The organism is Rhizobium sp. AP16 (genome assembly GCF_000281735.1).
Classification (GTDB): domain Bacteria; phylum Pseudomonadota; class Alphaproteobacteria; order Rhizobiales; family Rhizobiaceae; genus Rhizobium; species Rhizobium rhizogenes.
Genome location: NZ_AJVM01000066.1, coordinates 1 through 21,172, shown reverse-complemented (window position 1 = coordinate 21,172; position 21,172 = coordinate 1). Strand labels below are relative to the sequence as shown.

The 21,172-nt window shown below is 61.6% G+C and carries 21 protein-coding genes; 10 read left to right on the top strand and 11 right to left on the bottom strand.

Translation table 11 applies throughout. The features are described from left to right. Position 1: 1 nt before the first annotated feature. From PMI03_RS20725 to PMI03_RS20685, 9 genes are all read left to right on the top strand, one after another. Positions 2 to 853 (top strand): MaoC family dehydratase, encoded by an 852-nt coding sequence (locus tag PMI03_RS20725; protein WP_007697371.1) that lies wholly within the window; start codon positions 2 to 4, stop codon positions 851 to 853. Further along, positions 850 to 1,620 (top strand): histidine utilization repressor, encoded by a 771-nt coding sequence (gene hutC / locus PMI03_RS20720; protein WP_007697368.1) that lies wholly within the window; start codon positions 850 to 852, stop codon positions 1,618 to 1,620. Before PMI03_RS20725 ends, hutC begins: the two co-directional genes overlap by 4 nt. Further along, positions 1,617 to 3,116 carry a histidine ammonia-lyase gene (gene hutH / locus PMI03_RS20715; protein WP_007697366.1) on the top strand — a complete coding sequence of 500 codons (1,500 nt, stop codon included), beginning with the start codon at positions 1,617 to 1,619 and terminating at the stop codon, positions 3,114 to 3,116. The genes hutC and hutH overlap by 4 nt, the downstream gene beginning before the upstream one ends. Before the next feature lie 122 nt (positions 3,117 to 3,238). Next, positions 3,239 to 4,087, top strand: a complete 849-nt coding sequence (locus PMI03_RS20710) for a glycine betaine ABC transporter substrate-binding protein (protein ID WP_409033804.1) — start codon at positions 3,239 to 3,241, stop codon at positions 4,085 to 4,087. A gap of 111 nt (positions 4,088 to 4,198) precedes the next feature. After that, positions 4,199 to 5,203 carry an ornithine cyclodeaminase family protein gene (locus PMI03_RS20705; RefSeq protein ID WP_007697361.1) on the top strand — a complete coding sequence of 335 codons (1,005 nt, stop codon included), beginning with the start codon at positions 4,199 to 4,201 and terminating at the stop codon, positions 5,201 to 5,203. Between the two features lie 45 nt (positions 5,204 to 5,248). Further along, positions 5,249 to 6,028, top strand: a complete 780-nt coding sequence (locus PMI03_RS20700) for a phosphate/phosphite/phosphonate ABC transporter substrate-binding protein (protein WP_007697359.1) — start codon at positions 5,249 to 5,251, stop codon at positions 6,026 to 6,028. A gap of 43 nt (positions 6,029 to 6,071) precedes the next feature. Further along, positions 6,072 to 6,695: an ABC transporter permease gene (locus PMI03_RS20695; protein WP_007697356.1), complete on the top strand. Its 624-nt coding sequence runs from the start codon at positions 6,072 to 6,074 to the stop codon at positions 6,693 to 6,695. 5 nt (positions 6,696 to 6,700) lie between these two features. Further along, positions 6,701 to 7,336 (top strand): ABC transporter permease, encoded by a 636-nt coding sequence (locus PMI03_RS20690; RefSeq protein ID WP_007697353.1) that lies wholly within the window; start codon positions 6,701 to 6,703, stop codon positions 7,334 to 7,336. A gap of 18 nt (positions 7,337 to 7,354) precedes the next feature. Continuing rightward, positions 7,355 to 8,293 carry an ABC transporter ATP-binding protein gene (locus PMI03_RS20685; RefSeq protein WP_007697347.1) on the top strand — a complete coding sequence of 313 codons (939 nt, stop codon included), beginning with the start codon at positions 7,355 to 7,357 and terminating at the stop codon, positions 8,291 to 8,293. Between the two features lie 63 nt (positions 8,294 to 8,356). Here PMI03_RS20685 and PMI03_RS20680 read toward each other — a convergent pair whose 3' ends face one another. The 3 genes from PMI03_RS20680 to PMI03_RS20670 form a co-directional block, all read right to left on the bottom strand. Continuing rightward, a complete protein-coding gene (locus PMI03_RS20680; protein WP_039974438.1) occupies positions 8,357 to 8,647 on the bottom strand; it encodes a type II toxin-antitoxin system RelE/ParE family toxin in 291 nt (96 codons plus the stop codon). After that, positions 8,640 to 8,900: a type II toxin-antitoxin system ParD family antitoxin gene (locus tag PMI03_RS20675; RefSeq protein WP_007697343.1), complete on the bottom strand. Its 261-nt coding sequence runs from the start codon at positions 8,898 to 8,900 to the stop codon at positions 8,640 to 8,642. Before PMI03_RS20675 ends, PMI03_RS20680 begins: the two co-directional genes overlap by 8 nt. A 143-nt stretch (positions 8,901 to 9,043) precedes the next feature. Then, positions 9,044 to 10,828: an APC family permease gene (locus PMI03_RS20670; RefSeq protein WP_007697340.1), complete on the bottom strand. Its 1,785-nt coding sequence runs from the start codon at positions 10,826 to 10,828 to the stop codon at positions 9,044 to 9,046. Positions 10,829 to 11,073: 245 nt separating this feature from the next. Between PMI03_RS20670 and PMI03_RS20665 the strand changes: the two genes are divergently transcribed. Then, positions 11,074 to 13,443: a DUF1989 domain-containing protein gene (locus PMI03_RS20665; protein ID WP_007697337.1), complete on the top strand. Its 2,370-nt coding sequence runs from the start codon at positions 11,074 to 11,076 to the stop codon at positions 13,441 to 13,443. 8 nt (positions 13,444 to 13,451) lie between these two features. Here PMI03_RS20665 and PMI03_RS20660 read toward each other — a convergent pair whose 3' ends face one another. From PMI03_RS20660 to purU, 8 genes are all read right to left on the bottom strand, one after another. Beyond that, positions 13,452 to 14,051, bottom strand: coding sequence for a PAS domain-containing protein (locus PMI03_RS20660; RefSeq protein ID WP_039974452.1), 600 nt, complete (start codon positions 14,049 to 14,051; stop codon positions 13,452 to 13,454). Positions 14,052 to 14,168: 117 nt separating this feature from the next. Continuing rightward, positions 14,169 to 15,506, bottom strand: a complete 1,338-nt coding sequence (locus tag PMI03_RS20655; RefSeq protein WP_007697332.1) for an NAD(P)-binding domain-containing protein — start codon at positions 15,504 to 15,506, stop codon at positions 14,169 to 14,171. Positions 15,507 to 15,572: 66 nt separating this feature from the next. Then, positions 15,573 to 16,613: a DUF3445 domain-containing protein gene (locus tag PMI03_RS20650; RefSeq protein ID WP_007697322.1), complete on the bottom strand. Its 1,041-nt coding sequence runs from the start codon at positions 16,611 to 16,613 to the stop codon at positions 15,573 to 15,575. Between the two features lie 29 nt (positions 16,614 to 16,642). Continuing rightward, the gene (locus PMI03_RS20645; RefSeq protein WP_007697321.1) at positions 16,643 to 17,608 is read right to left on the bottom strand and encodes a PDR/VanB family oxidoreductase; all 966 of its coding nucleotides are present in this window, start codon (positions 17,606 to 17,608) and stop codon (positions 16,643 to 16,645) included. Beyond that, positions 17,605 to 18,210: a dimethylamine monooxygenase subunit DmmA family protein gene (locus PMI03_RS20640; protein WP_007697320.1), complete on the bottom strand. Its 606-nt coding sequence runs from the start codon at positions 18,208 to 18,210 to the stop codon at positions 17,605 to 17,607. The genes PMI03_RS20645 and PMI03_RS20640 overlap by 4 nt, the downstream gene beginning before the upstream one ends. A 12-nt stretch (positions 18,211 to 18,222) precedes the next feature. Continuing rightward, complete coding sequence (locus tag PMI03_RS20635; protein WP_007697319.1) at positions 18,223 to 19,356, bottom strand: aminomethyltransferase family protein; 1,134 nt, start codon at positions 19,354 to 19,356, stop codon at positions 18,223 to 18,225. Positions 19,357 to 19,469: 113 nt separating this feature from the next. Further along, positions 19,470 to 20,375 (bottom strand): bifunctional methylenetetrahydrofolate dehydrogenase/methenyltetrahydrofolate cyclohydrolase FolD, encoded by a 906-nt coding sequence (gene folD, locus PMI03_RS20630; protein ID WP_007697318.1) that lies wholly within the window; start codon positions 20,373 to 20,375, stop codon positions 19,470 to 19,472. Positions 20,376 to 20,387: 12 nt separating this feature from the next. Further along, positions 20,388 to 21,172 (bottom strand): formyltetrahydrofolate deformylase (purU, locus tag PMI03_RS20625; protein WP_007697316.1); only part of this gene is annotated, 785 nt, incomplete at its 5' end.

Genomic DNA, 21,172 nt, shown 5'->3' with positions numbered 1-21,172 from the left:
CATGACCGTCTCGCTGCAAGCGCTCATGGATTTTCCCATTCCGGAAGCCCGGCAGACGGTAACAGCGCGCGACGCCATTCTCTACGCGCTGACCGTCGGCTATGGCGCCGCCCCTCTCGATCCGGCGCATCTGCAGCGGCTGCAGGAGCATGATCTGCGCCCCACGCCGACGCTCGCCAACGTCGTTGCCCATGCCGGCTCCTGGATGAAGGACGCGGGCGTCAACTGGCAGCGCCTCGTTCACTCCGAGCATCGGCTGACGATCCATCGTCCGCTTCCCTTCGACATCCCGCTCAAATCGCGCTCACGCATGCTGTCGGTCGTGGATCGCGGGCCGGAAAAAGGCATGTTCGCGACGTTCGAGCGAACGATCCTCACCCAAGCGGAGGAGACGCCGGTCGCAACCATCGTGCAGACGAATGCCTGTCGCGACGACGGCGGATGCGGATCGGCGGGAACGCCGCCGGAACCGCTGGCGCCCCTGCCCGACCGCAAGCCGGATGCGAACCTGGTAATCGTCGTGCCCGAGGATGCCGCTCTTCTCTACCGCTTGAACGGCGATCTCAACCCGCTTCATTCCGATCCGGACTATGCGGCCCTGGCGGGCTTCAAGCGCCCGATCCTGCATGGTCTGTGCACTTTCGGCCATGCGGGCTATGCGATCGGGAAAACTTTGGGCACGAATGACATCGCGGATGTCGGCTTCATCGCCGCCCGCTTCACCGCCGTCGTCTTTCCCGGCGACCGGCTGGAATTCGATATTTGGCGAGAAAGCCAAGACATACGCTTCCGGGCTCGAGTGCCCGCACGTGCTGTCACGGCGCTCGATTATGGAACTGCGAGGTTGGCATGACTGGACCGAAACCCAAACCGGCGGGCGATGCGCCGCATTATCTGCGCATCAAGGAAAAGATCATGGGTTTGATCGCCGAAGGCACGCTCAAGCCGGGCGATCGTGTCTTTTCCGAAAGCGAGCTGGTCTCGTCCTTCGGCGTCAGCCGCATGACCGCCAACCGAGCACTGCGCGAACTGATGTTCGAAGGCGTGCTGACGCGCTCCGCTGGCCTCGGCACCTTTGTTTCCTCGCAGCGTCACGATATCGATCTGCTGCAGATCAAGAACATCGCCGAGGAGATTTCCAGCCGCGGCCATCGCCATACCGCCAAGGTGCTGATTGCCGACCGCATCAAGGCGGACGCCAGCGTCGCCCAGTCGCTCGATCTCGAGCCCGGTATCGAAGTCATGCATACGCTGATCGTGCATCTGGAAGACAATCAGCCGATCCAGGTCGAGGAACGCTATGTCAATCCGGTCGTGGCACCCGATTATCTCACCAATGATTTCAACGAGATCACTCCGAACGAATATCTGACCCGGGTGGCACCGATCACCGAATTCGAGCATTTCGTCGAGGCGATGAAGCCGGATGCAACGGTGAGGAAACTGCTGGGCATGAAGCCAGATCAGCCTTGCCTCAGGGTCTTCCGCCGCACATGGTCCGGCGATGCCGTCGTCACCTGCGCCCTGCTCTCCTATCCCGGCGACAAGTACCGGCTGGAAGCGCGCTCCGGCAAGGGACGGGCAAAGCCGCTCGCTCTTCTGGAGGGCAGGCAGGGATGACCACCGCCGGCAACATCGTCTCCTTCACGGGAGCAGCTCCGACGGTGAGCGACATCGCCGCCATTGCGAGGCGGAATGCCCGGGTGACGATTTCCTCCGATGTCGAACACAAGATCCTTGCCGCGCGCGCCATCGTCGATCGCTACACGGCATCCGATGTGCCCGTCTACGGCCTGACGACCGGGCTCGGCGCGGGCGTCGATACACGCCTGGCGACCGACGATCTCGTGGCCTTCCAGCTGCGCGTACCGCAAGCGCGGGCCGTCGGCGTCGGGGCTCCCCTTCCGAGAGACGTCGTGCGCGCAATGATGGCCGTCCGGATCGCCGGAATGGCGGCTGGCGGCTCCGGCGTGTCGCTGCCGGTATTTTCGGGTCTCGTCGCGGCATTGAATGCCGGTTTCCATCCGGTCGTGCCCTCTCTCGGCTCGATCGGTGCCGCCGACCTTGCGCCGCTGGCGCATATGGGCAGAGCGCTTCTGGGCGACGGCGAAGCGGAAATCGGTGGCGCTGTCATGGCAGCCGGCGAGGCGCTGATGACAGCCGGGCTCGAACCGCTTCGTCTTGCGCCGAAGGACGGGCACGCGATCGTCGTCGCCAACAGCCTGTCCGTCGGCAAGGCCTGCCTCTGCCTTGAAGATATCGAACAGCTGTTCACCTGGTCGCTTGCCGCCGTCGCTCTGAATTTCGAGGCTTTCCGCGCCAATGTGACCGCCTTCGATGACCGGGCGCTGGCGGCACGGCCGGCCTTCGGCCAGCGCGAGGCGGCCGCTCGGCTTCGTGATCTGCTGACCGGAAGCTCCCTGCTGGCCGATGGCGCGGCGCGGCGGCTGCAGGATCCCTTGAGCTACCGCTGCGCGCCGCAGGTCTCGGGCGCCCTCCTCCATGCGATCGACGAGTCGCGTCAGATAACGGAGATCGAGATTGCCAGCTCCGGCGACAATCCCGTCGTGCTGATCGACGAAGGCCTGATGCTGTCGCACGGCAATTTCGACATGACCGCCTTCGTGCTGGCATGGGAACGGCTCGGTCAGGCACTGGCGCATTGCGCCGCGGGGACCGCCTATCGCACGATGAAGATCATGTCGGCCGGCATGTCGGACCTGCCGCGCTTCCTGACGCCGCTTGGCCAGAGCCGCACCGGGTTTGCCACGGTCCAGAAAACCGTCTCGGCGCTCGAGGCGGAAATTCGCCATTTCGCCGCGCCGATCTCGCTCACGCCCATACCGGTGGCTGACGGCGTCGAGGATCAGGCATCGATGGCGCCGAGCGTCCTTGCAAAGACCGAAGCGATCATCGAGCGGCTACGCTATCTCGTTGCCATCGAGCTGATCGCCTCCGCCCAGGCCGTGGAGCTGCGCGGCGTGGGAAACGAACTTGGGACAGGTACGCGGGATGTCTATCGGCAAATTCGCGAACAGGTGCCACCGCTCAGCGAGGATCGCGCCCAGGGTCCGGACTTCCAACGCATATCCGAACTGATCCGGAACTCCGCCTGACGGGGCGGGAATTGAAAAAACCAAAACTGATTTTGCTGCAGCATCAATATTGATCCACCGCATTTAACCAGAGGGGAATGAAGATGAAATTATCGATCCTGTCCGCCATCGCAGCCGCTGTGATGGTCACCTCCGCCTTCCAGCCCGCCGCCGCAGCGGAGCCCATCAAGGTCGGCAGCAAGAATTTCACCGAGCAATATATCCTCGCCGAAATGTACGCGGCTCTTCTCGAAAAGGTCGGCTTCCAGGTCGAGCGCAAGATCAATCTCGGCGGCACGATGATTGCCCAACAGGCGCTGACCACAGGCGCAATCGACCTCTATCCCGAATATACCGGCACGGCGCTTTCCGCCGTCGTCAAGGGAACGATGTCCACCGATCCGGGCAAGGTCTATAATGAGGTCAAGGATTTCTACGCCAAGCAGTTCAATCTCACCTGGCTGAAGCCGACCGGCATCAACAATGGCTATGTCATCGTCGTGCGCCAGGAAACAGCCGATGCCGACAAGCTGAAGACGCTGTCCGATCTTGCCAAGGTATCGGGCACGTTGATCTTCGGCGGCGGCGCTGAATTTCCCGACCGCGCAGACGGTTTGCCCGGTCTGAAGCGCGTCTACAGCGCGGAATTCAAGGAATTCAAACAGTTCGCCAAGCTCGGTCTGCGTTATGACGCGCTTGGCCAAAAAGACATCGACGTCGTCAATGGCGCCGCCACCGACTGGCAGATCGGCGCAAAGGGACTGGTCGCGCTTGACGACGACAAGGGGCTCTTCCCGCCCTATTATCTCGCCCCCGTCGTCCGCCAGCAGGCACTGGATGCCAATCCGAAAATGAAGGACGTGCTGGAAGCGCTCGGCTCCCATCTCGACAATGCGACGATGCGCGTCCTTAACGCCAAGGTCGAGAACGACCACGAGGAACCCAAGGACGTGGCCGAAGCCTTCCTGAAGGAAAAGGGTCTGCTTCCCTGATCGTCTCGGAGCGCGACGGACTTTAAGCCCGCCGCGCTCCCTTCCGGCACCATCGCCGGCAATTTGCAGCAATCGATGTGACCGCCAGCGGCGGTATCCTGGAGAACGGGAATGCAGGAAATCTGGATCGACTATCTGAACGCCATCGATGCCAAGGCACTGGCGCTGACCAATGACGAAATCCTCGATGCCGTCAGCAAGGCGCTGGATGCACAGGGGCGCGGCGAGACGGTGATCGAGCCGCGCGTGCATCTCGTGCCCGAAAGCTCCGACAAGGGGCATTTCAACGTGCTGCGCGGCTATGTGAAATCGCTCGGCTATGCCGGCGTCAAAGTGGTCGGCGATTTCGTCGACAACTACAAGCAGGGCCTGCCGTCGGAACTGGCGGTGCTCAACCTTTTCGATCCGCATACCGGCGTGCCGAAGGCGATCGTCGACGCCACCGCGATCACCGATATGCGTACCGGCGCCGTCACCGCCATCGGCGCCCGCCATCTGGCCCGCAAGGACAGCAAGGTGCTCGGCCATATCGGCGCGCGCGGCACCGCCTACTGGAATGTGCGCCTGCTCGACCATCTCTTCGATTTCGAGGAAATCCGCATCCATTCCCGCCGCCCCGAAAGCCGCGACGCCTTCGCCACCCGGCTGGAACAGGATCTCGGCAAGAAGATCATCGTTACCGATAATTGGGAAGACTGCCTGAAGGACGCCGATATCATGGTGGAGGCGAGCCGCCTGCCGGAACCGACGCCGCTCTTCAAAACCTCCTGGGTCAAGAAGGGCGCTTTCGTCGTTCCCTACGGCACGATGAGCGCGCTGGAATTCGATCTGACCGACATCATGGACAAGGTCGTCGTTGACGATTGGGGTCAGTGCGGCCCCGGCCGGCCCTATGGCGCATTGCGCCGGCATGTGGACGAGGGCAAGGTGACGGCGGAGACGCTGCATGCCGAAATCGGCCAGATCGTTTGCGGCGCCAAGCCCGGCCGCGAGAGCGACGACGAAACCATCCTCTTCTGGCATCGCGGCCTCAGCACGACCGATGTCGCGCTCGGAGCGGCCATGGTCGACAAGGCCAAGCGGATGAATATCGGCCAGCGCCTGCGGTTTGCGTGACCGGCAATGACCAGGACCGCCTCGCCGCCCGTAGCCTGCTCGAGAATGTATAATCTCAGCCCGAAGATAAGCGGGCTCTGGGACGGCTTTTTTACGTGGCTCGGTGCGCAATCCGGCATCAGGATCGAGGTGATCCCCCACGCTGCTCCCGCACCTCTTTCCGCGCTCTGGGAGCGGCCGGATATGGGCGTCGTCTTCATGTGCGGCTTCCCCTTCTCGAAGCTTGCCGCCGAACAGCGGCCGATACCGCTCGTGGCCCCTATCTCGCTCGCGAACTGGGCCGGCGGGCAGCCGGTCTATGCGAGCCATATCGCCGCCGCCGGAGACACGGCCTTCGGAAACGCCGATCTCGCAAAGGCGCGATGGGGCTGGACGGTGCGGGATTCGCAGTCCGGCTATAATGCGCCGCGAGAATATCTCGCCACACAGCCCTATGCAAAAGAAGTGCGCGACACGGTCGGCCCGCTTCTCAACCCGCGCGGCGTCGTGGAAGCGATCCGCAGCGGCACGATCGATGTTGGGGCGATCGATGCCTATGCCTATCAACTGCTGGACATGCACGAGCCGGAGATGATCGCGCCGCTTCGCATCGTCGCGACGACCAAGCCCGCACCCTTCCCGCTGCTTGTAGCCTCCCGGCAGTTGCCGCCGGACACGGTTCTGGCGCTCAAGCATGCGCTTCTTCACGCGCATCGGACCGACGAAGGGCAAGCCATCCTTACCTCGCTAGGCCTCGCCGCTTTCGCGGAGCCGGATATGGCGGCGTACGATCGGATGCCGGCAAGAGCGCGGGATACCGACGAAGCCCTGGGAGCGTCATGGTGAAACCAAGACAAGCCCGCCATCGCTCCAACAAAGGACCCTGCCGATGAAGTGGGTTCCGAAGAATATCGATCGGCTGGCCGAAGCCCTGCTGGAACATCTCTACCTCGTCTTCTCGTCCGTCGGGATCGCGCTGATCATCTCGCTGATCGTCGGCATATGGGCGGCGCGCAAGCCCCGCACCTTCAGCGCCATCGTCATCGTGGCCGGCGTCCTCTTCGCCGTGCCGAGCCTTGCGCTTTTCGCCCTGCTCATTCCGACCCTCGGCATCGGCGCGGCACCCGCCATCACCGGCCTTGCGGCCTATTCGCTGATGATCCTCATCCGCAATATCGGGCTCGGCTTCCAGGCCATCCCCCGTGACGTCTTGGATGCCGCGCACGGCATGGGATACGGGACCATCAGGCGCATCTGGGAGATCGAGCTGCCGCTCGCCATGCCCTTCATCGTCGGCGGTATCCGCATCGCCATGGTTACGGTGATCGGCATTGCCACCGTTGCGGCCTATATCAATGCCGGCGGCCTCGGCGTGATCATCTTCGAGGGCATCGACCAGCGGTTTCCGGAAAAGATCCTCGCCGGCGGCCTGCTCACCTCGGCGCTGGCGCTTTTCACCGACTATCTCTTCGCAGCGATCGAAAAGATGCTCCGCCGTCGCAGCGGGTGGTAGACAGAATGATCCTGATCGACGCCTTTCACTGGATCGCCAGCAATCCCGGCACTTTCTTCAGCGCCTTCAACCGCCACATGCTGATGTGCGCGATCTCGCTCGGCATCGCACTGGTCATAGCGATCCCGCTTGGCTTCCTCGTCGCCAGAATACCACGAGCCGCCTTCGTCGCCGTCAACATAGCCGGTTCGCTGCGCTCCATTCCAAGCCTGGCGATCCTCTCGGCGGCCATGCCCTTTCTCGGCATCGGGCTGCTGCCCTCGGTCATCGCGCTTGTCGTGCTGGCGGTGCCGCCGCTCCTGCTCAACACGATCGTCGGCATCCGCGAAATCGACCCCGCCCTTCTTGATGCCGCCAGCGGCATGGGCATGGGACGCCGTGACATCCTCTGGCAGATCGAAGCGCCGCTTTCCGTACCCTCGATCCTCGCCGGCGTTCGCACCAGCGCCATCCAGGTGATCGGCGGCGCGGCCCTTGCCTCCTTCATCGGCGGCGGCGGGCTAGGTGATTTCATCAATGCCGGCATCGCCATCATGAACATGCCGCGCCTGCTGGTCGGCGCACTTCCCATCGCCCTTCTCGCCATCCTCGCCGAACTCACCTTCGGCTGGCTGGAGCGATTTTTCACTCAAAGACGATGACCGCGGAAGGCCATTGCCATGATACGACTCGACCATGTCACCAAGAACTATGAGGGAAGCGAGCGCCACGCCGTCGACACCCTCGAGCTTGAGATCGAAACGGGCACGACCGTCGCGCTGATCGGCCCCTCGGGCTGCGGCAAGACGACGACCATGCGAATGATCAACCGGCTGGAAACGCCGACGCGCGGCCGCGTGCTGGTCAATGGACGGGATGTGGCGGAGACCGATCAGAAGCAGCTTCGCCGCAGCATCGGCTACGTCATCCAGCAGGTCGGACTTTTCCCGCATATGACGATCGAGCGCAATGTCGCGACGGTGCCGCGCCTGCTCGGCTGGGACAAGGCAAGGACGGACCGCCGCATCGACGAGCTTCTTGATCTGGTCGGCCTCGATCCGGCGATCATGCGCCGCCGCCTGCCGCACGAGCTTTCCGGCGGACAGCGGCAGCGGGTCGGCTTTGCCCGGGCGCTCGCCGCCGATCCCGCCATCATGCTGATGGACGAGCCCTTCGGCGCGATCGATCCCATCACCCGCGTGCGGCTACAGGACGAATTCCGGCAGATTCTGAGAAAAGTCAGCAAGACGGTGGTCATCGTCACCCACGACATCGACGAGGCGATCAAGATGGGCGACCGCATCGCCATCATGCGCGACGGCCGCCTGCTGCAATATGATACGCCGGAAGCGATCCTTGCCCGTCCCGCAAACGACTTCGTGGAAAGCTTCCTCGGACCGGACCGGGCAATCAAGCGCCTGAGCCTGATCGAAGTCGCAAGCGTCATGGCGCCGCCCGCAACTGAGGTTTCCGCTGCCTCCATCAGCCCCAGCGCCAGTCTTCATGACGCCCTGGCGCTGATCCTTGCCGATGACCTGCAGGGTCTCGATGTCAAGGGGGAGAGCGGTGACAGAGTTGGGTATCTGTCGCGCGAGGCGGTGCTTTCCGCACATCGGTAGGATGCAATTTTCCGAGCTGCGCAGACTTGCTCTCAGTCCCGACATCAGGCACTAGAGCCTGTCTCAGCTCAACCAGTTTTCAACGTCGCGCGGCCCATAGACGACCGCAACGACAAAGATCCCGTAAGTCATCGGCTCGTAGATGACGACATAACGCCCCTCAATGAGGATTCGCGCTGTGGGGCTCAATTCCGGCCGACGAGACCCCATGAGAGGCTGTCCTGCCGCAAGCTCGGCCTTGTCCAAAATCCGCGTGAGAAGGGCATCCGCTGCCCGTTCATTGTCCGGCGCGATTGTACACCATATCTGGCGCAGATCTTCCTCTGCCTTGGGGCTTAGAATGTATTTAGCCACCGCGACGGATTTCCGCCTTCAACTCCGCCAGAAGGGTTTTGGCATCGACCTCACGGCCTTCGCCACTTGCCATGCCCTCGTCATATGCTCTCTTGAGACGGTTGATTTCCAAGAGACGAATTTCTTCGCGCTGCTCCCATAAACGCAGGGCATCCCGAACCACCTCGCTATTGGAGGCATAAGCTCCGGATTCAACAGCATCGTGCAAACGGGCCACCTGCTGAGGAGAGAGAGAGATAGTGAGGGTTCTCATTGGCTCGGTTTTCATCGTCTATTTATAACAGCCCTAACAAGAACTAACAATATCGCATAGTGCGCCTGCGCGCACTGCCAACAAAATAAATCCCTGCCGCGTCAGCCGCGGCAGGGGAAATGTCGGTACCGCTTGGTTCGGCCCTACGCCGGCAGCTGGAAGAACCAGTTGGCGAACAGCACGATGGCAAGGCCGCCGGCGATTGCCAGGTAGGGCAGGATGCCCGCCTTCTTGACGCCGAGATCCTGGCCGACCAGGCCGAGATCGTCCATGGCGCCGGCCGGGAACTTGCCGCCGTCGCGCACATAATGCCGATAGGCGAAGACCGGCAGGATCAGCGCCGCAAAGGCGAAGCCGACCCAAAGCGCGTTAGCGTAGCCCCAGACCTTGGCGCCGGCGCCGAGGAAGAGGGCGTTGACGAAGGCGAGGATGGTGTTGAGGCCGATCAGCCAAGTCGGTGCCTTCCACGGACGCTCGATATGGCCGGAGTCCATGCGGTGAATCCAGCCGGAGTTCAGGTTCAAGAAGTTGAAGATGATGTAGCCGACATTGGAGACGGCCAGCACGAAGAAGTAGCCGCTTGCATCCGAGGCGATCGCAAGAAGGCAGAGGTTGAAGGCGAAGTCCGTCCACATTGCCCGGGTCGGAGCGCCGTTCTCGTTGACGTGGTCGAGATATTTCGGCAGCCAGCCGTCCTTCGAGCCCTGGTAGAGCGTGCGCGAGGAACCGGCCATCGCCGTCATGATGGCCAGGAAGAGCGCCAGGATCATCAGGATGACAAGCAGCTGGGTGACGATGCGGCCAGCGCCGATCAGGCCGCCGAGCGCTTCAGCAACGCCGGTGCCATCGACGATCCCGGGCGCCAGCATGCCCGCATGACCGAGCACGCCCTGGAAGGCGAAGGGCACGAGGAAGAAGAACAGGCAGCAGACGAGGCCGGAGTAGAAGATCGCCTTGAAGGTGTCGGTCTTCGGATTCTTGAGCTCACGGGTGTAGCAGACGGCTGTTTCGAAGCCGTAGGTCGACCACGCCGCGATATAAAGGCCGCCGAGGAAGAGCGTCCAGCCGCCATTGCTCCAGGTGCCGTCTGAGCCGGCATAGGCGGCTGTCGGCGGCACGAGGCCAGTGACGTTGGAAGCGACGATCTGGCCGCTAACGATCGGATAGAGGCCGATGATCAGCAGCGGCACGAGAACGATGATCGCCAGCCATTTCTGAACGCTTGCTGTTTCCGAAATGCCGCGATGCTGGATCGCGAAGATGATCAGCATCAGGATGCCACCGATGAAGAAGGTGGCATTGACGTTGGCCGTCGCAAGGAACGGAATATTGAAGCTGATGAGCGACCAGCTGCGGATCGCCGGCGTTAGTGCAGCAACACCGTCGGCGCTGAGCAGCGCGGTAACGGCATCCGCCGGCGCGGTGCCGGCATGGGCGGCGATGTATTCGGCAACGCGCGGGCTATCGGCCGCGATGGATGTGGCATGAGCGCTGATCCAGGCGACAACAGCCTGCGAATCCGCCGCCGGGATCGGGTAGAAGGCGTTGAGAATATAACCGGCCGCGATGGCGCAGCCGAGGGAAAGCACCGGCGACCAGGCAAACCAGTTGCACCAGACGGAAAGCGGCGCGATGAATTTCGAATAACGCAGCCATGCGGTCGCGCCGTAAACCGAGGCACCCCCGGACTTGTTGCCGAACATGCCGGCGATTTCCGCGTAGGTGAAGGATTGCAGGAACCCCATGACCATCGAAATGATCCAGACGGCGAAGGCAAGCTTGCCCGTCGTGCCGGCAATACCGCCGATGGAGAAAAGAACAAGCGGCGGCACGCCCGCAGCCACCCAGAACGCGCCCTTCCAGTCGAGCGCGCGTATAAGCTTACCTTCGGTGCCAGCAGGAGCGCTGGCGTCCACAATATCCGTCATCGGTGCAGTTCCCCATTTATTGTTCCGGACGTATCTGTCGTACGTCTCCCTGAACGTGCCTCCCATGGCATTTCAGGCCCGCCGGTGGTTTTGAAGATCCGTGTTTCCTGCACGGATTTCCGAGTCTAGGCCCTTTATAGATAGTGAAGATATTTTCTTTTTAGTCAATATCCCTTTACTTTCGGAAGGCATTTTGTCAGCATGATTCGAGTGCCGGGAGGCACAACGTTTCCCGAGAGGGCTGCATGCGAGATCTCCATCCGACGACTGCCGGAGTGCGGCCCGTTTCGGCCAGCATCATCCGCTATCCCGGCATTCCGGCGCTGCCGCCGAATACCGAGCGCTACCGCTGCAAGGGCGGCGGATCGCTGGTCGTGCGCGTCGAGCCAGGCGACCATATCACCGTAACCGACAGCGAAGGCGGGCAGGCCTGCGAGCTGTCCTTCCTTGACGAGAAAGGACGGTTTCAATCGGCAGGCCTCGGTACGGCTTTCAGTGGTCATGCGGATGGCCTCAAATCCATTCTGTCCTCCGAGGAGGAAGGCGCCCAGCGCACGCGCGCCGTCTTGCAGCGGCGTGGTGCCGATCTCGCCAAGGCCGGCGCTGTCAGCCTCTTCGGAGCAGCATCGACGCCCGGCAGCACGGCTGAATTCACCATCGCGCTCAAAGGCCTGCTGATTGTCGCCGCTCCGGGCGACGCCATGTCGCCGGAGGCACAGGAAACCGTCACGCCGATCGAAGTTAGGATCCGGCGCAGCCAACTCATTCGCGACTATGCCTCCGCCCTGCCGGAGCCCCTGGCCGACCCGATCGAGGATATCCGCATCAGGGCTGCGACGGCGTCTGCCTATTTCGTCCGCGCCGGCGAGTTTATCCAGATCATCGACGTCTACGGCCGGCAATGCACCGACTTCCAGGCATTTGCCGCCCGCAAGGTGGACAAGGGGCTCGATCTCGCGCTCGATTCCACCGTCACCCGCACCCTGCTCGGCCGCAGCTATCCCGCGCCCGGCCTGCCGTCGAAAGCCTTCGACCGCGATTTCGAGCCGCTGGTGGAGGTCGTCCAGGATACGGTCGGTCGCCACGATGCCTTCGCGACCGCCTGCAATTCGCGCTACTACGACGACATGGGCTATCCCGGCCATGTGAATTGCACCGACAATTTCAACGCGGCGCTGGCGCCCTACGGCATTGCCGGCCGCAAGGGATGGGAAGCGCTAAACTATTTCTACAACACCAATATCGACCACAATAATCAGCTCTATCTCGATGAGCCCTGGTCGCGGCCGGGCGACTATGTGCTGATGCGGGCGTTGACCGATCTCGTCTGTGTCTCCTCCTCCTGCCCCGACGACATCGACGCGGCGAACGGCTGGGACCCGACGGATATCCACGTCCGCACCTTTTCCGGAAAAGAGAAATTCACACGAGCGGTAGCCTATCGCATGACCCCTGAAGCCGACGCCGAACTGACGCGCGAAACCGCGTTCCACCCCCGCCTCTCTGCTCTCACGCGGGACTACACCGAATATCGCGGCTTTTGGCTGCCGAACCGCTTTTCCTCCGAAGGGCCGGTCGAGGAATATTGGGCCTGCCGCGAAAGAGCGGTCGTCATCGACCTTTCGCCGCTTCGCAAGTTCGAGGTGACGGGACCGGATGCCGAGGAATTGCTGCAATATTGCCTGACACGCGACGTCCGCAAGCTTTCGACCGGCCAGGTCGTCTATTCCGCAATGTGTTACGAAAACGGTGGGATGATCGACGACGGCACGCTTTTCCGTCTCGGCGACAAGAATTTCCGCTGGATCGGCGGCGACGACTATAGCGGCATCTGGCTGCGCGAACAGGCGGAGAAGAAGGGCTTCAAGGCATGGGTCCGCTCATCCACCGACCAGATGCACAATATCGCTCTCCAGGGTCCGAAAAGCCGCGATATCCTGAAGGAGATCATCTGGACGGCACCGCGCCAGCCGACGATCGGCGAGCTCGAATGGTTCCGCTTCGCCGTCGGCCGCATTGGCGGCTTCGAAGGTGCACCCGTCGTCGTCTCGCGCACGGGCTATACCGGCGAACTCGGCTATGAAATCTTCTGTCATCCGAAGGATGCACTCACCGTCTTCGACGCCGTCTGGAAGGCCGGGGAACCATATGGGCTAAAACCGATGGGGCTCGAAGCGCTGGATATGGTCCGCATCGAGGCGGGCCTGATCTTCGCCCATCACGAGTTCACCGACCAGACCGATCCCTTCGAGGCCGGCATCGGTTTCACCGTGCCGCTGAAATCCAAGCAGGATGATTTCATCGGCCGCGAGGCGCTGATCCGCCGCAAGGAAAACCCGCGCCATCTGATGGTCGGCCTCGATGTCCAGGCCAATGAAGCGGTCGGCCATGGCGACTGCATCCATATCGGCCGCGCGCAGGTCGGCGTCATCACCAGCGCCACGCGTTCACCGATCCTCGGCAAAACCATCGCGCTCGCCCGTATCGACGTTCAGCATGCGGGTGTCGGCACGAAGGTCGAGATCGGCAAGCTCGATGGCCATCAGAAGCGTCTGCCGGCCACCATCGTGCCGCTATCGCATTACGACCCGCAGAAGACGCGACCGCGTTCGTAACCTATCGCTTACTCCGCCTTACGCTGGGCATTCGAGATCGCGCGCGCCGCCTCTTCCGAGGAGTTGGCAAGCGTCCGCATTTCCGCGGCCAGCACGGCAAAACCGGACCCCGCCGTTCCGGCTCTCGCGGCTTCGATGCCGGCATTGACGGCGAGCAGTTTCAGATAGCGTAGCGACTGCAATATCTCGCCGGTCTTGGAGGCCGTCACCCGCATGTCGGCGGTCTGTTCGTCGATGCGCTGATAGAGCGACTCGATATTGATAATGCTGCCTTCGAGATAAAGCAGTTCCCCAGCCTCGTCCCATACGCCGCCGCCGGTCTCCGTCACCCAGATGAAATGGCCTTCGTTGTGGCGAATGCGATATTCCATCGTCCAGTCGGTATGGTTTTCCAGCGCCCTGCCGACGACCTCATCCATGACCGGCACGTCGTCTTCGCACATGATGGAGGTGAATGTCCGTGTGCGGTTACCGATGATCTCATCTGCTGGATAGCCGAAGACGCGCTCGATGCCGTCGGTCATCTCCAGCATTGTATAATTTTCATCCGCGCGGCAGCGATAGAGAAAGCCGTTCATGCGGCCGAGAATGCTTGTTTGGAAATCCATGACGACCATGCCCGAAGAAAAAGGAGTTGCGGATCAAATTGCTTCGTCTCTTCTCAAACACGCCGGCAAGGGTCGCGATGAACGACCCTTGCCGGTTACGCAACGCTTGGGAGGGCATCAATTGCGTAGATATTCCTCCATGGAATCGTCAAGCGCCTCGACCCAGGGCGTATGATGCGTCGGCGACATGTTGCCGGTCATCAACGAACGGTAGGCATGGTCGCGGAAGCCCATGACGTTCTCTGCCTTATGGTGCTCCCATTCCATGAAGGTCTTGTTGGTGCCTTCAATGTCGAAGCTCGGATAGTCGGTCTCGGCAAGCAGCTCCTTCACATAGTCGCCCTGATACCAAATCATCTGCTCGGCATCCTCCAGCGTCTCCTCGCGGGCGCGCCACATGTCGAAATTCGCCTTCAGCTCCTCTTCCGTGGGCAGCTTGATACGCCCCATCATGACGTCGCGCGCCCACCAGGCCTGCACGTCGAACATGTTGAAGGTGTAGAACTGGTCCTGCATGCCGATGTAGAAGAGATGCGGGTTCTTGTCGTAGATCACGCCCTTGTAGAGGTGATCGGCCCAGAGACGGTTGGCGGTCTTCAGGCGCAGTTCGTCGGGCAGGAAGGGGAAATGGTGCTGGTATCCGGTGCACAGGATCAGCGCATCCACTTCCTTTTTCGAGCCGTCGAGGAAGTGCGCCGTCTTGTTCTCAAGCTTGGTCAGCAGCGGCCTCTCCTCGAAATTCTCCGGCCACTTGAAGCCCATCGGCTTCGAGCGGTAGCTCGTCGTCACCGATTTCGCGCCGTATTTCCAGCATTGCGAGCCGATATCTTCGGCCGAATAACTGCGGCCGACGATCAGCACGTTCTTGTCCTTGAATTCCAGCGCATCGCGGAAGTCATGGGCATGCAGCACACGGCCGTTGAAGGTCTTCACGCCCTCGAAATAGGGCACGTTCGGCGTCGAGAAGTGACCGTTGGCGACGACGACATAGTCAAATTCCTCATCGTACATCCGGTCCTCGACACGATCATGCGCCGTCACCGTGAACTTCTTTGTCTCTTCGTCGAAGCGCACCATGCGAACCGGCGTGCTGAAGCGGACCCATTTGCGGACATCGGCCTTCTCGACGCGGCCTTTGATATAGTCCCAGAGCACGGCACGCGGCGGATAGGAGGCGATCGGCTTGCCGAAATGCTCCTCGAACGTATAGTCGGCAAATTCCAGGCATTCCTTCGGGCCGTTCGACCAGAGGTAGCGATACATGCTGCCATGGACCGGTTCACCATATTCGTCGAGGCCAGTGCGCCAAGTATAATTCCAAAGCCCGCCCCAGTCGGACTGCTTTTCGTAGCAGACGACCTCCGGGATCGCAGCGCCCTTCTGGGCCGCCGACTGGAAGGCCCGCAACTGGGCCAGGCCGGAAGGACCGGCGCCGATGACGGCAACTCTTGTCATGAAGCATTCCCCTTTCGATTGTATCGAATTTTTATCGCATGCGGTCGTCTTGGCGCGTCGTAGGCGTCAATCCGGAAAAGTGCCCGGGCTGGTCGGCGCCCCATCGTCATATTTCGAAAGCCAGTCGATCGTCATTTCGCGGAACCGCGTCAGGCCCTTGTAGTCGATGAGCTCCGGCGGCAGCGTGCGCAGCACGCGCGGGAAGCGGCGCGCCCATTTCGGCACGGTCACCAGCTCGTCCATGTTCATCAGATAGCAGCGGATGACGAAGAGGATGGCGTTCGAGCGCGGCAGGCGCCAGAGGCTCTGCAGCTCAACACGCAGATGCACCTTCTCGCCGACATTTTGCGGCGTCACTGTCAGGCGGTCCGGACCCCATTTCGGATAGTTCTCCGGGCTGGTATCGAGGCGGGGGTTGATCGTCATCGTCCAGTTGAACCGGCGCGTCGGCTTGCCCTGCTGCAGGTTCAACAGGAATTTCAGCGCGCGGTCGAAGACGCCGATCTGGTGAGCGAGCGGCACCGGACCGTGCCATTCCATGAAATTCATGCCGATGTCGAAATCGAGCGACCAGTCGGCCTGGGTCGTGACCATGCCGGCGTCCATCCAGAGATTGTTGTCGCGCTGGTCGACGATGCAGAAATCGCCCTGGGCCTGGCGGGTGATATATTCGAAGGGCTCATAGGGCAGCGTCGATGCGTCGCCGAAAGTGAATGTGTCGTCGATGCCGAGCGGCCGGTTGATCCAGCGCCATTGATCGCCGTTCTTGATCAGCGTGAAATGCTCGGGGTAGCCGGCTGCCTGTTCCTCCATCAGCAGTTCCAGCGTATCCCACTGCGCCGACATCATATGCGGCAGCGCCTGGTAGCGTAGCGGATCCTCCTTCAGCACCAGTGCCCGGTCGCGCATTTCGGCGACATAGTGCTCGTCGACGTCGATCAGGCTTTCATAGACCGTGCCAACTTGCCCCTTCACATGCGGTTCCATGTTGACGGAATACATGTACTCGTCGCGGTCGAAGGGGAACGGAAAGCGCCGGATGTTTTCCGGACTGTTGCGATAGCTGAAATCGTCCCGGAACGTTTCCTGCTTGAAGGCGATTGCCATGTCCGTTCTCCTGGGTATCGGTTCGGTGCCTAGAGGTCGAGATGCAGCGTGTTTCCCTCGAAGCGGGAGACACAGATCATCACCTTGCGGCCGGAGGCCTTTTCTTCGTCAGTCAGATAGACGTCGTGGTGCAGAAGCTTGCCCTCGCAGGCGGCAACCGCCGTCTCGCACTGGCCGCAGGCACCGCCGCGACAGAGGAAAGGTGCGTCGACGCCCGCCGCCTCGACCGCTTCCAATATGCTCTCGTGATGGCCGACATGCACGGTCTTGCCGGAGCGCATCAGCTCGATCGAAAAGGGCTTGCCGGGCTGCGAGGAGAGGAAGCGTTCGGAGTGCAGGTTCTGTTCCGGCCAGCCAGCCTCAAGACCCGTTTTCAGCACGCCGTCGATCATGCCCGAGGGGCCGCAGACATAGAGATGTGTGCCGAGCGGCTGGCTGTCGAGCAGGCGGGCGAGCGGAATGTAGTTCTTTTCCGCGTCGCAATAGATCTTCACCCGATGTGGGCCGTAGCGCGCAACGAGATCCTTGCAATAGGCGCCACGATCGAGCGAGCGCACCGCATAATGCAGCTCGAAATTGGCGCCCTCACGGGAAAATTGCTCCATCATGGCGATGAAGGGTGTGATGCCGATGCCACCGGCGATCAGCAGATGCTTGCGGCCGCGCCAGTCCGGCTGGAAGAGATTGACCGGATAGCTGACCCTCAGCTCGTCACCTTCGCTGACTTTCTCATGCATGAAGGTGGAGCCGCCGCGCGAATCCTCGACATGCAGCACGCTGACCTCATAGCCCGAGCAATCATGCGGCGGCGACATCAGCGAATAGGCGTTGCGCCTGATATGGCCAGCGTCATTCATCGAAACGATGACATGGGCGCCGCCAGAAAAATAAGGCATGGGCTTGCCGTCAAGGCGCTCGAAACGGAAGCGCTTGATGCGGTGGGCGATCGGCGTCACCTTCGCCACGCGGACGGGAATTTCGGTACCACCACTCACAGGAACAACTCCTCTGGATCAGGCGCGCTGCCGGGCTCTTCCGCATCGATATTGACGCCCTGGAAAGCGCCGAGGCGACGCGAATAGTGATCGCGCACCAAGAGTGGAAGTCCGCAATGGCCGCAGGCAAAGGGACTATGGGTGACATCCTCGGTGATACCCTTGCAATGGACGCACTGCACGCGACGTGCCAGCGAACCGCGATGTTCCGTGACGATCGAGGCATGGTCCATGCCGTAGTCGAGCGCCACCATCATCGCCTGGCCAATGAAGCCCTCCGTGCCGGCGATATAAAGCCGCGTGCCCATATGGGCTGTCGCAAGCGACCCCTTCAGGCGAAAGAGCAGCGTCGCTATCGTCGGCGCTGTAAAGAACATATCGGCGCCGAGCCGGCGCAAGGTCTCGTCGTGACCCTTACCCTGCGAACCGCGGGCGACATAAAGGATCTCGCTGCGCGACAGGGCGGTATCGTCAAGTGAGGACTTCTGGTCGAGGAGGGCGTTCGCCCCCTCGCCTTCAAGCGCAAAAATGTGTCGCCGGGCGTGCGGCTGGATGGAGAGGCCCTTGTAGACCGGTCGGCTCTTGATGCCTTCGACGAGCATAGGCGCGCCTCCTTAACCCACGGCCGTCCTCTTCTTCTTTTCCGGATCATCGAAGGGCAGCGTGTGGGCAATCGCGCTTGCCTTCAAGCTCTTGCCGCGCACCTCGAGCTTCGTGCCCTGAACCGCTTTGTCGACATCGAGGCGGGCGATCGCCATGGATTTTTTCGTCAGCGCCGAATAGCACGGGCAGGTGATGACGCCGACTTTCTTGCCGTCGGCAAAGACCTCATCGCCGAGATCGGCCGGGCCGTCGGCATCGATCAGCATGCCGAAGATCTTGAAGCGTTCCTTGCCCTTGAGGCGAGCATGTTCCTCGGCGCCCCGGAAGCCGGTCTTGCCGGGGCTGACGGTGAAATCGAGACCGAGTTCCCAGAGGCTGTCGCCGGGCGGTTGGTCGGCGAAGGGATACATCTGCGAATTGTCGTAGGGATAGAAGAGCAGGTAGCTTTCGACGCGCAGCATGTCGAGGACGCTGAAGCAGCAGGGGATGATCCCCATCTCCTTGCCTTCCGCGACGATGCGGTCCCAGACCATCGGAGCGTCCTGGCCACGCACGAAAATCTCATAGCCGCGCTCGCCGGTATAGCCGGTGCGCGAGATCATCACCGGCGCGCCGAACAGCGTCGTCTGCATGTGGTGGAAATATTTGAGGTCGCGGATGCCGGGCACATATTTGGCTAGATAGTCGACCGCGACCGGTCCCTGCAGCGACAGATCGTGCAGGTCGTCATCGAAGAGGACGGCGCAGTTGCGGCCCGCTGCCTGCTTGACGAGCTCCTCGTGACCGGAGCCGGAGCCGTGAACCAACATCCAGGAATTCGGGCCGGTGCGGTAGACGATGCAGTCGTCGGTGAAGTAGCCGCGATCGTTCAGCATGGCCGCATAGACCGAGCGACCAGGATAGATCTTCGACATGTCGCGGGTGGTGATAGAGTCGAGGACGGCGATCGCATGCGGGCCGACCAGATGCACCTTCTTCAGGCCGGAAACATCCATGATGCCGGCCTTGGTGCGGATCGCGACATGCTCTTCCGACATGTCCTTCTCATAGGTCCAGGCGGTTCCCATGCCGCTCCAGTCCTCGAGTTTCGATCCCAAAGCGCGATGCCGGTCCGCCAAGGCGGAGAAACGCCATGATAGTGCCATTTCGTTCCCTCATTTTCTTCTATGGAATATTTATTTCCTGACTATATTCGTCTTTCGCGCCGTGGCAAGCCGCTCCTCAAGTTTTTTGTCGGCCTATCCGGCAACATTCGCAGTCAGAACTTTGGCGCGCTCTTGCCGGCTGCCCGATACGCGGCAATGACGGTATTGGCCATCAGCATGGCGATGGTCATCGGCCCGACACCACCGGGAACCGGTGTGATCACAGCAGCAACGTCGGAGGCTTCGGCAAAGGCGACATCGCCAACCAGCCTGCTCTTGCCCTCGCCGCGCTCAGGCGCCGCAATCCGGTTGATCCCGACATCGATCACCGTCGCGCCCGGCTTGATCCAGTCGGCCTTGACCATCTGCGGCTGGCCAACGGCCGCCACCAGAATATCCGCCGTGCGGGCAACCGTGGCCAAGTCCTTCGTCCTTGAGTGTGCCGTCGTCACCGTCGCATTGGCGTTGAGGAGAAGCTGCGCCATCGGCTTGCCGAACAGGTTGGAGCGGCCGATGACCACGGCGTTCAGACCCGACAAGTCCTCGCCGTGGATGCGGCGCACCAAAAGCATGGCACCGGCCGGGGTGCAGGAGATCAATCCCGTGGCGAGATCGCCGGTGGCAAGCTTGCCGGCATTGACCACATGCAGTCCGTCGACATCCTTCTGAGGCCGGATCGACTGGATGATCGGCTCCGAGTTCAGATGCTTCGGCAGCGGCAGCTGCACCAGGATGCCATGGATGGATGGGTCTTCGTTCAGCGACTGGACGAGATCTGCCAGTTCCTCTTGCGTCGTCTCGGCCGGCAGCGTGTGCTGGATGGACTTGAAGCCGCATTCCTTGGCCATCCTGCTCTTCGAAGTCACATAGCTGTGGCTGGCTGGATCATCCCCGACGATCACCACCGCAAGACCGGCCTTCACGCCTGCATCCCTCTCCAGCGCAGACGTTGCCGTCTTCACCGCCTCGATCACCGAAGCCGCCACCTGCTTGCCGTCGATCACGGTTGCCGCAGTCATCGCAGTCATCCCTCACCCCATCCTCTCGGATGCATAGCTTCCGGGGCTTGCCGGGAAGACGATGGTGCGGTTGCCGTTGAGGAAGGTGCGGTAGTGGATATGGGCATGGATGGCGCGCGCCAGCACCTGGCTCTCCACATCCCGGCCGATCGAGACGTAATCGTCCGCCGACTGCGCATGCGTGATGCGCGCCGTGTCCTGCTCGATGATCGGCCCCTCGTCCAGATCGGCGGTGACGTAGTGCGCCGTCGCCCCGATCAGTTTTACACCGCGCTCATAGGCCTGCTTGTAGGGGTTTGCTCCCTTGAAGCTCGGCAGGAACGAATGGTGGATGTTGATGATCCGCCCCGACATCTTTTGGCACATCGAGTCAGACAGGATCTGCATGTAGCGGGCGAGCACGATCAGCTCCGTGCCGGTCTGCTCGACCACCTCCATGATCCTTGCTTCCGCCTGCGGCTTGTTGGCCTTGGTCACCGGAATATGGTGGAAGGGGATGTCGTGGTTGACCACCACCTTCTGGTATTCGAAATGGTTGGAGACGACGCCGACGATGTCGATCGGCAGTGCGCCGATCTTCCAGCGGTAGAGCAGGTCGTTGAGACAATGGCCGAAGCGCGACACCATCAACAGCACCTTCATGCGCTTCTGGGTGTCATGGATCTCGGCTTCCATCTCGAACTTGGCAGCGATCGGCTTAAAACCCTCGACCAGCGCCTCCTGTCCGACACCTTGCTCGGAGATGAAGCTCACTCGCATGAAGAACTTGCCGGTATCCAGATCGTCGAACTGGCTGG

What these genes read in the sequence shown, in the direction of transcription:
- PMI03_RS20725 (WP_007697371.1), top strand. Translation starts at nt 2, where the DNA reads ATGACCGTCTCGCTGCAAGCGCTCATGGATTTTCCCATTCCGGAAGCC.
- hutC (WP_007697368.1), top strand. Translation starts at nt 850, where the DNA reads ATGACTGGACCGAAACCCAAACCGGCGGGCGATGCGCCGCATTATCTG.
- hutH (WP_007697366.1), top strand. Translation starts at nt 1,617, where the DNA reads ATGACCACCGCCGGCAACATCGTCTCCTTCACGGGAGCAGCTCCGACG.
- PMI03_RS20710 (WP_409033804.1), top strand. Translation starts at nt 3,239, where the DNA reads ATGGTCACCTCCGCCTTCCAGCCCGCCGCCGCAGCGGAGCCCATCAAG.
- PMI03_RS20705 (WP_007697361.1), top strand. Translation starts at nt 4,199, where the DNA reads ATGCAGGAAATCTGGATCGACTATCTGAACGCCATCGATGCCAAGGCA.
- PMI03_RS20700 (WP_007697359.1), top strand. Translation starts at nt 5,249, where the DNA reads ATGTATAATCTCAGCCCGAAGATAAGCGGGCTCTGGGACGGCTTTTTT.
- PMI03_RS20695 (WP_007697356.1), top strand. Translation starts at nt 6,072, where the DNA reads ATGAAGTGGGTTCCGAAGAATATCGATCGGCTGGCCGAAGCCCTGCTG.
- PMI03_RS20690 (WP_007697353.1), top strand. Translation starts at nt 6,701, where the DNA reads ATGATCCTGATCGACGCCTTTCACTGGATCGCCAGCAATCCCGGCACT.
- PMI03_RS20685 (WP_007697347.1), top strand. Translation starts at nt 7,355, where the DNA reads ATGATACGACTCGACCATGTCACCAAGAACTATGAGGGAAGCGAGCGC.
- PMI03_RS20675 (WP_007697343.1), bottom strand. Translation starts at nt 8,900, where the DNA reads ATGAGAACCCTCACTATCTCTCTCTCTCCTCAGCAGGTGGCCCGTTTG.
- PMI03_RS20670 (WP_007697340.1), bottom strand. Translation starts at nt 10,828, where the DNA reads ATGACGGATATTGTGGACGCCAGCGCTCCTGCTGGCACCGAAGGTAAG.
- PMI03_RS20665 (WP_007697337.1), top strand. Translation starts at nt 11,074, where the DNA reads ATGCGAGATCTCCATCCGACGACTGCCGGAGTGCGGCCCGTTTCGGCC.
- PMI03_RS20660 (WP_039974452.1), bottom strand. Translation starts at nt 14,051, where the DNA reads ATGGATTTCCAAACAAGCATTCTCGGCCGCATGAACGGCTTTCTCTAT.
- PMI03_RS20655 (WP_007697332.1), bottom strand. Translation starts at nt 15,506, where the DNA reads ATGACAAGAGTTGCCGTCATCGGCGCCGGTCCTTCCGGCCTGGCCCAG.
- PMI03_RS20650 (WP_007697322.1), bottom strand. Translation starts at nt 16,613, where the DNA reads ATGGCAATCGCCTTCAAGCAGGAAACGTTCCGGGACGATTTCAGCTAT.
- PMI03_RS20640 (WP_007697320.1), bottom strand. Translation starts at nt 18,210, where the DNA reads ATGCTCGTCGAAGGCATCAAGAGCCGACCGGTCTACAAGGGCCTCTCC.
- PMI03_RS20635 (WP_007697319.1), bottom strand. Translation starts at nt 19,356, where the DNA reads ATGGCACTATCATGGCGTTTCTCCGCCTTGGCGGACCGGCATCGCGCT.
- folD (WP_007697318.1), bottom strand. Translation starts at nt 20,375, where the DNA reads ATGACTGCGGCAACCGTGATCGACGGCAAGCAGGTGGCGGCTTCGGTG.